Source organism: Stenotrophomonas indicatrix (assembly GCF_050573115.1).
In the GTDB taxonomy this organism is placed as follows: Bacteria; Pseudomonadota; Gammaproteobacteria; order Xanthomonadales; family Xanthomonadaceae; genus Stenotrophomonas; species Stenotrophomonas lactitubi_A.
Genome location: NZ_JBNYZT010000005.1, coordinates 102,461 through 111,357 on the forward strand (window position 1 = coordinate 102,461; position 8,897 = coordinate 111,357).

Consider the following 8,897-nt stretch of genomic DNA (forward strand, 5'->3'; position numbering starts at 1 on the left):
TGGCATACGCGCCTGACGTGCGCCGCGTCCCCCTGTCAGTCTCAGCCGGCCACGACATAGCATCGGGGTATGGTCGAGTTCTGGTCTTCGGGAGCAGCAATGGCAGGCAAGGACATGAGGGGCCGCATGCACGATGCGGCTGGCGGGCAATGAGCAGATCCACCGCAGATGTGCGCTGGCTTACATTCCGGCTGAAGAACGGGCAGTCCATCGGCCCCGATCAACTGAAGGACGGCTGGGTCCTCGCTTCGGAGAGCCGCCATTGTGACGTGCGCCGCGAGCGCATCGAGGGCGCTGGTGTGGTCTATGCGCTGTATGGTCCGCCAGACCTTCCGTCTCCCCGGCGCGCGGAGCTGCGCATGCGCGACTTCCTCATGCGCTCCGGCTATACCTTCACCATGGGTACGCTGGGCCACTGATCTGGTCGGCCATTGCCACGCCTGCATCTGTCACCGGTGCGGAAGGCACCGACAGCAACCGAACGCGCGAACCGGCTCCCAGGCTGGGAGCCGGCCGGAGTGCAGGTCAGGGCGACGGGCAATCCGTTTCCCTGCAGAGGCGATACTGCAGGTCGCACTGTGCAGAAGTGGGGCCACCGGGATTATGGGTGGCACGCAGGCACTGCTGATACTTCAGGTCGCAGAATTCGCAGGTGTTGGCAGCGAATGCGAAACCTGAAACTGCTACAGCAAGGAACATCATGGTCTTCAAGGTCGTCTTGATCATCACGTCAGTCCTTTGTTCGCCCTTCAATGGGCGAGGCAACAATAGCAGTGGTGGCCCGGCACGCCTGGTGCGCTGCCGCAAGGTGCGGATCACAACGAAGTTCTTGCTGCCCTCAGCGCCTCGACCACTTGTGAATCCATAAAGCTGCAGTGGCCTTCGCCAACCGCAGGCAGGACGCGCGGCAATGGCGTTGCGCCGGCGCGCCTGGCCAATTGCAGATACACCGTCTGCATGCGCGGCACGATGCTTGGGTCATCGTTGTTGAACTGGATAACCAGCGGTCGCTTGACCGCGCCGGTCAATGCCAGCTTGCCGCGCACATATCGCTGTGCATGCGTGACCGGCGCGCGCCGCTGCACGCCTGCGTTGAAGGCTTCGTCATCGCCGAATCCGCGGTAGACCGTTGCCAGGTTGCCGACCGGCATGCCGCCGGCGCGCGTGGCCAGTTCGTGCAGGATCATCGCGTGCAGGCTGATCGTGCCCGGCAATGCCTCGGCGCTTACCTGCAGCCGTGCCGCCAGTTGCGCAGTGACTGCCGGTCGGGTCTGAAGCGCGGCAGCGATGCCTTGATACAGCGCCATCTGCGATAGCGCCGTCGCTTCTGCCGATGCCAGCCCCTGGCGGGGCAGCCCTTCGGCCTCGGGGAAGAAATAATCGAACGCTACCAGTGTGGTCAGCAGGTCATTGGCCAACTGCTCACCGGGCAGGTTGGCGCCGCACAGCGAAACTCCGCCGTTGTAATGCTGCGGCAGGCGTTCGAGGGTGGCAACGGCTACCGCACCGCCCATCGAAAAGCCGAGGATCCAGGTGCGACGCACGTCCTTCAATTCGGACAGGGCCTGCACGCGCAGGCGTTCCATGTCGTCGATCGCATCTGCCACTGCCCAGCCCTGGCTGGCATAGGCGCTCTGGGCAACGGCGTAGCCCGCTGCAAGCAGGCCAGCGGTGCTGTCGTTTGCCGGCATCGGTGAAGGCTGCGGCGAGCCGACCGGCTCATAGCCATGCGCCAGCATCACCAGTTCACCGTTCCAGCCGGCGGGCACGTCCAGGCGCCAGCGTGCGCCCTGCAGCTCGCCGCTGGAGGTGCGCGGCGGGGCTGCGGGCGCGGCCGACAGCAGGGTGTGTGGCAGCAGCAGGGCCACGGCCAGGGCGAGTCGAAAACATGGACGCATCGTGACCTTCCTTGCAGGGCGTGTGGCGAGGATAGGGCTGGATAGTGCAAGGCGCGCACTGCACCGCATCAGTGGCTTGCCCAGGCGCCTGATCTGACGCTGGTATGGGGGAATGGTGACTCAACGCATTCCGGCGATTATCCGAATTCCCCACGGGAAGGCGGGTTAGCGCGCGGATGTTCCAGCCATGCAACCCGCCCGGGAGGGCGGGCTGCCACCGCTCCCGGGCGATCGACGTTCCTTCGCCCTCGGAGATGGCACATGCAGCTACTTCCCGCCGGTACACACGATTGCCCGGCCACCCTGCACCTGGTATGCGGCAAGATCGGAGCAGGCAAATCCACGCTGTCCCGGCAGTTGTCGATGCAGCCGCGGACTGCGCTGATCTGCGAAGACACCTGGCTGGCGGCACTCTATCCCGGCCAGATCACGTCCGTGGCCGACTACATGCGGAACGCGGCGGCGTTGCGCGGCATTCTTGCCGACCACGTCTGCTGCCTGCTGCAGGCGGGGATGTCGGTAGTGCTCGACTTTCCCTCCAATACCCCCGCCAGCCGCGCATGGGCGCGGCAGATATTCGTTCGCGCCGGCGCGGCGCATCGGCTGCACTTCCTGGACGTCCCTGATGAGGTCTGCAAGGCGAGGCTGCACGCGCGCAATGCTGCTGGCGCGCATCCATTCCAGGCCACAGAGGCCGAGTTCGAGCGGATTACCCGCCATTTCATTGCTCCTGCCGAGGAAGAAGGATTCGACGTGATCCACCCTCCCGGAGGATGAGCCCTTGTTCCGGCTTGAGCCGCCGTGCCGGTAGGTCTTGAATCCGATACGATCTGGCGTATCTGCCTCCCTTCGTTTGACCTGGAGTCCCGCCATGGCCGATCGCCTCGCCATCCTGCTCGAACGCTTCGCGGTCACCGCCTCGGTGTTCCATGCCGGCGCGCTGTGTGGCATCAACAGCCTCGAAGGAGAGGGCGAGGCCGGCCAGCTGCATCTGGTGCGGCGCGGTCCGTTGCAGGTCAGTCATGGGGCGCAGATGGTGCAGGTCGAGGTTCCCAGCCTGCTGCTGTACCCGCGCCCGATGCCGCATCGCTTCCACACCGATCCACAGCACGGCGCCGACATGGCCTGCGCCAATCTCCATTTCGAAGGTGGCAGGCTCAACCCGATCAGTGCGGCGCTGCCCGACTTCATCTGCCTGCCCTTGGCCGATCTGTACGGCGGCCATGCCGCCCTGGAGCTGCTGTTCGAGGAGGCATTCGAGCAACGCTGCGGTCGGGCGGTGATGGTCAACCGCCTGTTCGAGGTGGTGATGATCCAGGTGCTGCGGCAGCTGATGGAGGGGGGCGAGATGCGCGGTGGCCTGTTCGCCGGGCTCGGTCATCCACGTCTGCGGTTGGCGCTGGTGGCGATGCATGAGGCACCTGCCCAGGCCTGGACGCTGGAAGATCTGGCCGACGTCGCAGGCATGTCACGCAGCGTGTTCGCCGCCAGCTTCCGTGAGGCCATGGGGACCACGCCCGGTCACTATCTGCAGGGGTGGCGGGTCGGCTTGGCGCAGCAGGCGCTGCGTCAGGGGCGACCGTTGAAACGGATTGCCGACGAGGTCGGCTATGGCAGCGAGGCGGCGTTGTCGCGGGCGTTCAAGGCACACACCGGGCAATCGCCACGGCAGTGGCGGGGACAGGCGCGCGTTGCTGCCGGTTGAGTGTCACCCCAGCGCGAGCCGGGTCAGCTTCATGCCGGCGAACAGCCCGGCCAGGCCAAGGGCGACCGAGCCGCCCGCGTAGAGTGCGGCCAGGCCATGCTGGCCCCGCTGCAGCAGCAGGCCGGTTTCCAGCGAGAAGGTGGAGAAGGTGGTATAGCCGCCAAGAATGCCGGTGGCCAGCAGCAGGCGCAGTTGCGGCGAGGCGCCGTTGCGCAGGGCAAATGTCTCCACCACCACGCCCATCAGCAAAGCGCCGCTGATGTTGACCAGAAAGGTCGACCAGGGCCAGGAACTGCCGACGGCGACGCGCGCGCCGATCAGATTGCAGGCGTGGCGCAGGCATGCGCCGACACCGCCGCCCAGGAATACCAGCACATAGTTGTTCAACGTCTGCATTGCTTGCCTCGAGTGCGTGTTCGCAGGTTCGACGGCGTGCGCGATGGCGGGCAAGACCTGCCATCGACGAACGCCGGGTTCGTCGCAGCAGGAGCCATCAGCCATCTCAGGCGGTTATCGGGGGAGCCCCATCCCCATCGACCGCAATGCTACCAGCCCGCGTAGGGTCAGGGCAGGGCCGTCATCACCACGCGTGCGACCTTGCCGCGGCTGACGCCTTCCATCAGCAGGTCATGGGCCATCAGCCCCAGCGTGGCCTCGCGCCGGTAGCCCACCTCCAGCCCGCGCTCGGCAAGGATGTGGGCGACCAGCTCATAGGCCGCTTGCCACACGTCCAGATGGGCTTCGCTGGGCATGTGCATGTACGCCGTGCCGCGCTCGCCGACACCCCGTCCCAACGCGCCGAACAACAGCTCCCGCGGGTCCAGCTTCACCGCGTCGGCCATGCGGAACAGCTGTTCGGCTTTCACATGGTTGGCTTTGACGTGGTCGTTGAGCCAGTTGCTGACCGTCGCCGTCGTCGTGTCGGCGGCACGCGCCAGGTCGGCCGGGCGGGGATGCCCGGCGTCCTTCATGGCGACCGCGAGTCGTTGTCCAAGAGTATTCATCTATGCAAGCCAGCTTAACGCGTGGAATCGAAAGAGGCCTTGGCGCAAGAATAAGTTTGATGATGAAAGGGATCGAAAATGGACGAATTCTGGAGCAAGCGGCAGGTCCGCACGCGGCTGGGCTTTTCCACCGACGCAGAGCTCGCCAAGTTGTTTGGAATCAGCAGATCCGCTGTCTCGCAATGGCCCAGAGGCTTTCCCATCCCGCCGCTGAGGCGCTACATCCTGCAGCAGCGATACCCCGCGCTGTTCCCGGTGGATCAGAACTCGCACGATGAAACCGCGTGAGATGCGTCGGGGGTTGTCGCGGAAAGACCACTAAGATCAATTCGCTAATTATGCTTAGCAATAGGATCAGGATTGATCGACTTACCGGCGGCGATGGCCTGATCTGTGATGGGCATCCGGGTTCGCAGGTGGGCGATGTCGACATCGGCACGGAGATTCCCGATCCCCGTCGTCACGTCCTTTCATGAACGATTAATAATTTCAATCGCGAAAGTCGCGCCCTGTAATTGACGTGTCGTGAAATCTATGACTAATTGGCATCAACCGGTTGTGAAGGCCGGGAGTCTTTCAGTAGCTCGCAAGTGAATTGGTCGACCGTCAACGATGCAGAACAAGTCAAACGGAGGTCGTATGGAATACGGCATGCATGGCTTGGCTGAACGGGTACGCCGCGAACTGGAAGCCAGTTATCACAAACACGGATGCGGTCCGGCGTTCTGGGATACCTACCAGCAGGTGCTTGATCGTCTGGTTCCGCAGGGGACCGGGCGGACCGACGTCACCAACGAAATGGCCCTGATCATCGAACAACTGGGCATCGTCCGTCGCGCCCAGCTGGTACCGCCACGCCCGGGCGACCCGGGCTGACTCAAAGCAGGCGCCAAGCGCCACAGGCCAGCAGGGCCAGCAGCATTGATGCCAAGGCTGTGGTGCGCGGGCGCCACCACCGGCGCGGCTGGCCTGACATCACCTGCGGGCTGCAATAGCGCACCAGGCTGGGCCCGAAGCCTGCCTGATGCTGCTGCCGGGTGCACGCTTCCAGACAGGCACCGCAGGCCAGGCAGTCGGCCTGTGGGCCATGGCGGATGTCCAGCTGCATCGGGCAGGCGCGTACACAGGCCATGCAATCGATGCAGTCGCCCAGCCGATCCGCACTGAAGGTGGGCATCGGTCCGGCCAGCAGTGGATGCGCGGCGCGGAAGACGTAGTCCTGCGCAGTGGTCGGATCGAGCAGGCCACGACCGCGGCCGAGCACGCCGCCCAGTGCCGGCGGGCGGACCCCGCGCGGTTCGCCACGGCGCGGGTCATACAACATGCGTGGGGTATGCGGGTCGGTCAGCAACGGTTGCATGCGCGCGAAGGGGCAGAGCGATCGGCACACCTGCTCGCGCAGGAACCCGGCATTGCCCCAGGTGGCGCCCGCATAGAACAGCACCCAGAAGGTCTCCCAGCCGCTCCAGCGACCATCGAGCGCGCCGGCGACGAGTTCGCGGATCGGGCTGAACAGTCCTACGAAGGTGATCCCGGTCCACAGCGACAGCAGCAACCAGACCACATGGGTGACCGGCCGCGCTGCCTGCGCGGGCAGGATGCGGGCCAGTGCCTGCGCGGTCCCATCGAAGGCCCGTGTCCACAGTGTCTGCGGGCAGGCATGCCCGCACCACACCCGGCCAGCCAGATGGGTGAGCAGGGCCAGGCCCACTGCCATCACTGCCAGCAGGCCCAGCAGCACGCCGATGTCGTCCGGCCACAGGGTCCACGCGAACAGGTCGAAGCGGCGCGCGGTGAGGTCCAGCAGCAGCGCCTGCCGGCCATTCCATTGCAGCCACGGCAGCGCATGGAACAGGACCAGCAGCGCAACGCCCAGGGTGCGGCGCCAACGCCATGGGCGGGGCGGCGGGGAAGCGGTGATGCTCATCCCAGCGGCAGCTCCTCATCCTCATCGTTCGGCATCGGCCGCAGCAGATACCCGGTCACCGCGCTGGACAGTCCGGTGACGGCCCAGAACATGAAGAAACCTGCGGTGTAGCCCAGCTCACGGCTGATGGCTGTACCCGGGAAGCTGATCGCCTGCAGCCGCAGTGGATCGACGAAGGCGAAGAACACCACGCAGGCCAGGCCGGCGGCGATGAAGCTGGGCCACAGGACTGCGCCCCAGTGCTGGATCAGCCGCTGGCGGCTGGAAGACGGTGTGTTCATGCGGGTTCGGGTTGAAGAAGGGGGCGGCGCGTATACTTCGCCGTGGTTGGCGCAGCATCCGCAGGGCATGCTTCCTGCAAGCGTGCCAGCCTAGGTGCGCCCCCGTGCGCTGACATTGATCTGGATCAACAGCGGTCGTGGCGGCATGCGGCACACTGCCGATCCGCATTTGGTGCCTTGATGAACGCAACGCCCACGACCGTCCTTCCCATCGCGTCGCCCGAGCTGTGCAGCGAGGAGGAAGTGACCCGGCTGGTTCACGATTTCTACGCGCGCGTGCGTGACGAGGAACGTCTGGGGCCGGTGTTCGAAGGGCATGTGCACGACTGGCCGGAGCACCTGGCCCAGCTCGTCGATTTCTGGTCGGCAATGCTGCGCGGGACGCGCCGGTTCAAGGGTTCGCCGATGTCCAAGCACATGGCGATCGATCTGGAAAAGGATCTGTTCGACCGCTGGCTGGTGCTGTTCCACATCACCACGGCTGAATGCAACAATCCGCCGATGCAGGCGCTGGCCGACGATGTGGCCGCCCGCATCGCCGAGACCTTCTGGCGCCGCTACCAGATGCTGCGCTGGCCGCAGGTCATGCTGCCGGTGCTGGGCGTCCCCGCCAAGGATTGATCTGGGTCAAGGCGCATCACCTGGCTTGGCGTGATGCTGGCGCCATGGACACGTTCTCTCCCGCTGCCGGTGGCTTGGCCTGGACCTTCGATCCCGATCTGCTGCGCAGGCATGACCGGCCCGGCCCGCGCTACACCTCCTATCCGACCGCACCGCACTTCCATGACGGCTTCGATGCACCGGCGCTGCGCCAGGCAATCGCCGACAGCAACCCGCTGGCGCGTGCGTTGTCGTTGTACGTCCATGTGCCGTTCTGCTCCAGCCCCTGCTTCTACTGCGGCTGCAACCGGGTGATCACCCGCGACCGCGGACGTGGCCACAGCTATGTGTCACGCGTGCTGGCCGAGGCAGACCTGCTGGCACCGCAGTTCGCCGATGGCCGTGAAGTGATCCAGCTGCATCTCGGTGGTGGCACGCCCAATTTCCTCGATGCCGATGCGATGACTGCGCTGGTCGAAGGCTTGCGCCGCCGCTTCGATTTCAGCGATTCGTCGCAGCGTGATTTTTCGATCGAGCTGGACCCGCGTTTCATCGATACCAGCGACGTGGCGATGCTGGCCCGGCTCGGCTTCAACCGCGCCAGTCTGGGGGTGCAGGATTTCGATCCGCAGGTGCAGGAATCGATCAACCGCGTGCAGGGCGTGCGGCAGACGCTGGACATCCTGCGCGCGTGCCGCGACAGCGGCATGCGTTCGGTCAACGTCGATCTGATCTACGGCCTGCCCGGGCAAAGCCTTGAGGGCTTCGGCCGCACCCTGGAACTGGTGCTGGCGCTGCGCCCGGATCGATTGGCGGTGTATGGCTATGCGCACCTGCCACACCTGTTCCGTGCACAGCGGCAGATCGACGAAAGCCGGATGCCTTCGCCGGAAGCCAAGCTGGCGCTGCTGGGCCTGGCGGTGGAGCGCCTGTCCGCAGCCGGTTACCAGTACATCGGCATGGACCACTTCGCATTGCCGGAAGAAGATCTGTCGCGTGCCCAGCGCGCCGGCCAGCTGCATCGCAACTTCATGGGCTACACCACCCATGCCGACACCGATCTGCTTGGCCTCGGTGTCAGTGCGATCAGCCACATCGGCGCCACCTACAGCCAGAATCCGCGTGACCTGCCGTCATGGGAAAACGCGGTGGACCAGGGACAGTTGCCGGTCTGGCGCGGCGTCGCGCTCAGCGCCGATGACGAGCTGCGCGCCGAGTTGATACAGCAGTTGATGTGCCAGGGTGAAGTGGATGGAGTGTCACTTGGGCAGCGCCATGGCATCGACTTCGAACACTACTTCGCCGAAGACCTGCAGGCCGTGCAGCGCCTGCAGCAGGATGGCCTGGCCGAGTACCGTGATGGGGTAGTGCGCACCAGCGAGCCGGGGCGGCCGCTGCTGCGCCTGCTGGCGATGTGTTTCGATCCCTATCTGCGTACCGCCCAGGAGCAGCCTCGCTACTCGCGGGCGATCTGAGCGCAGG

General features: G+C 65.3%; 13 protein-coding genes and 1 riboswitch. Of the genes, 7 read left to right on the top strand and 6 right to left on the bottom strand.

Annotation, left to right across the window (positions count from 1 at the left end; all coding sequences use genetic code 11):
• Positions 1–149 precede the first annotated feature (149 nt).
• Positions 150–419, top strand: coding sequence for a hypothetical protein (locus ACQ5SA_RS13180; RefSeq protein WP_089240177.1), 270 nt, complete (start codon positions 150–152; stop codon positions 417–419).
• Positions 420–525: 106 nt separating this feature from the next.
• Here ACQ5SA_RS13180 and ACQ5SA_RS13185 read toward each other — a convergent pair whose 3' ends face one another.
• Both ACQ5SA_RS13185 and ACQ5SA_RS13190 read right to left on the bottom strand, forming a co-directional pair.
• The gene (locus ACQ5SA_RS13185; protein WP_353101424.1) at positions 526–726 is read right to left on the bottom strand and encodes a hypothetical protein; all 201 of its coding nucleotides are present in this window, start codon (positions 724–726) and stop codon (positions 526–528) included.
• Between the two features lie 89 nt (positions 727–815).
• The gene (locus ACQ5SA_RS13190) at positions 816–1,898 is read right to left on the bottom strand and encodes an alpha/beta hydrolase family protein (RefSeq protein WP_499314442.1); all 1,083 of its coding nucleotides are present in this window, start codon (positions 1,896–1,898) and stop codon (positions 816–818) included.
• Between the two features lie 261 nt (positions 1,899–2,159).
• Between ACQ5SA_RS13190 and ACQ5SA_RS13195 the strand changes: the two genes are divergently transcribed.
• The gene (locus tag ACQ5SA_RS13195) at positions 2,160–2,675 is read left to right on the top strand and encodes a P-loop nucleotide/nucleoside kinase family protein (protein ID WP_499314443.1); all 516 of its coding nucleotides are present in this window, start codon (positions 2,160–2,162) and stop codon (positions 2,673–2,675) included.
• Positions 2,676–2,769: 94 nt separating this feature from the next.
• Positions 2,770–3,603, top strand: coding sequence for an AraC family transcriptional regulator (locus tag ACQ5SA_RS13200; protein ID WP_499314444.1), 834 nt, complete (start codon positions 2,770–2,772; stop codon positions 3,601–3,603).
• A 3-nt stretch (positions 3,604–3,606) separates the two neighbouring features.
• On the opposite strand, the gene crcB is transcribed toward ACQ5SA_RS13200, so the two are convergent.
• Positions 3,607–3,999, bottom strand: coding sequence for a fluoride efflux transporter CrcB (gene crcB, locus ACQ5SA_RS13205; RefSeq protein ID WP_312786233.1), 393 nt, complete (start codon positions 3,997–3,999; stop codon positions 3,607–3,609).
• Between the two features lie 81 nt (positions 4,000–4,080).
• Positions 4,081–4,144, bottom strand: a riboswitch (Fluoride riboswitch).
• A 22-nt stretch (positions 4,145–4,166) separates the two neighbouring features.
• On the bottom strand, positions 4,167–4,607 hold the full coding sequence (locus ACQ5SA_RS13210; RefSeq protein WP_230110714.1) for a helix-turn-helix domain-containing protein: 441 nt from the start codon (positions 4,605–4,607) through the stop codon (positions 4,167–4,169).
• 78 nt (positions 4,608–4,685) lie between these two features.
• Between ACQ5SA_RS13210 and ACQ5SA_RS13215 the strand changes: the two genes are divergently transcribed.
• Positions 4,686–4,895 carry a helix-turn-helix domain-containing protein gene (locus tag ACQ5SA_RS13215; protein ID WP_353101433.1) on the top strand — a complete coding sequence of 70 codons (210 nt, stop codon included), beginning with the start codon at positions 4,686–4,688 and terminating at the stop codon, positions 4,893–4,895.
• A 351-nt stretch (positions 4,896–5,246) separates the two neighbouring features.
• Complete coding sequence (locus ACQ5SA_RS13220; RefSeq protein ID WP_025875165.1) at positions 5,247–5,483, top strand: hypothetical protein; 237 nt, start codon at positions 5,247–5,249, stop codon at positions 5,481–5,483.
• A gap of 1 nt (position 5,484) precedes the next feature.
• Here the strand turns inward: ACQ5SA_RS13220 and ACQ5SA_RS13225 are convergent, their stop codons facing one another.
• Together ACQ5SA_RS13225 and ACQ5SA_RS13230 are read right to left on the bottom strand one after the other, a co-directional pair.
• Positions 5,485–6,534, bottom strand: a complete 1,050-nt coding sequence (locus ACQ5SA_RS13225; RefSeq protein WP_499314445.1) for a 4Fe-4S dicluster domain-containing protein — start codon at positions 6,532–6,534, stop codon at positions 5,485–5,487.
• The gene (locus ACQ5SA_RS13230) at positions 6,531–6,815 is read right to left on the bottom strand and encodes a hypothetical protein (RefSeq protein ID WP_499314446.1); all 285 of its coding nucleotides are present in this window, start codon (positions 6,813–6,815) and stop codon (positions 6,531–6,533) included. The genes ACQ5SA_RS13225 and ACQ5SA_RS13230 overlap by 4 nt, the downstream gene beginning before the upstream one ends.
• Before the next feature lie 180 nt (positions 6,816–6,995).
• Between ACQ5SA_RS13230 and ACQ5SA_RS13235 the strand changes: the two genes are divergently transcribed.
• Both ACQ5SA_RS13235 and hemN read left to right on the top strand, forming a co-directional pair.
• Complete coding sequence (locus ACQ5SA_RS13235) at positions 6,996–7,436, top strand: group III truncated hemoglobin (protein WP_230110707.1); 441 nt, start codon at positions 6,996–6,998, stop codon at positions 7,434–7,436.
• A 44-nt stretch (positions 7,437–7,480) separates the two neighbouring features.
• Positions 7,481–8,890, top strand: a complete 1,410-nt coding sequence (gene hemN / locus ACQ5SA_RS13240) for an oxygen-independent coproporphyrinogen III oxidase (protein ID WP_499314447.1) — start codon at positions 7,481–7,483, stop codon at positions 8,888–8,890.
• The last annotated feature ends 7 nt before the right edge of the window (positions 8,891–8,897 follow it).

Excerpts from the sequence above, each read along its gene's own strand:
- ACQ5SA_RS13185 (WP_353101424.1), bottom strand. The coding sequence starts at position 726 with ATGATCAAGACGACCTTGAAGACCATGATGTTCCTTGCTGTAGCAGTT.
- ACQ5SA_RS13225 (WP_499314445.1), bottom strand. The coding sequence starts at position 6,534 with ATGAGCATCACCGCTTCCCCGCCGCCCCGCCCATGGCGTTGGCGCCGC.
- ACQ5SA_RS13190 (WP_499314442.1), bottom strand. The coding sequence starts at position 1,898 with ATGCGTCCATGTTTTCGACTCGCCCTGGCCGTGGCCCTGCTGCTGCCA.
- ACQ5SA_RS13230 (WP_499314446.1), bottom strand. The coding sequence starts at position 6,815 with ATGAACACACCGTCTTCCAGCCGCCAGCGGCTGATCCAGCACTGGGGC.
- ACQ5SA_RS13220 (WP_025875165.1), top strand. The coding sequence starts at position 5,247 with ATGGAATACGGCATGCATGGCTTGGCTGAACGGGTACGCCGCGAACTG.
- ACQ5SA_RS13200 (WP_499314444.1), top strand. The coding sequence starts at position 2,770 with ATGGCCGATCGCCTCGCCATCCTGCTCGAACGCTTCGCGGTCACCGCC.
- ACQ5SA_RS13210 (WP_230110714.1), bottom strand. The coding sequence starts at position 4,607 with ATGAATACTCTTGGACAACGACTCGCGGTCGCCATGAAGGACGCCGGG.
- ACQ5SA_RS13195 (WP_499314443.1), top strand. The coding sequence starts at position 2,160 with ATGCAGCTACTTCCCGCCGGTACACACGATTGCCCGGCCACCCTGCAC.
- ACQ5SA_RS13235 (WP_230110707.1), top strand. The coding sequence starts at position 6,996 with ATGAACGCAACGCCCACGACCGTCCTTCCCATCGCGTCGCCCGAGCTG.
- hemN (WP_499314447.1), top strand. The coding sequence starts at position 7,481 with ATGGACACGTTCTCTCCCGCTGCCGGTGGCTTGGCCTGGACCTTCGAT.
- ACQ5SA_RS13180 (WP_089240177.1), top strand. The coding sequence starts at position 150 with ATGAGCAGATCCACCGCAGATGTGCGCTGGCTTACATTCCGGCTGAAG.
- ACQ5SA_RS13215 (WP_353101433.1), top strand. The coding sequence starts at position 4,686 with ATGGACGAATTCTGGAGCAAGCGGCAGGTCCGCACGCGGCTGGGCTTT.
- crcB (WP_312786233.1), bottom strand. The coding sequence starts at position 3,999 with ATGCAGACGTTGAACAACTATGTGCTGGTATTCCTGGGCGGCGGTGTC.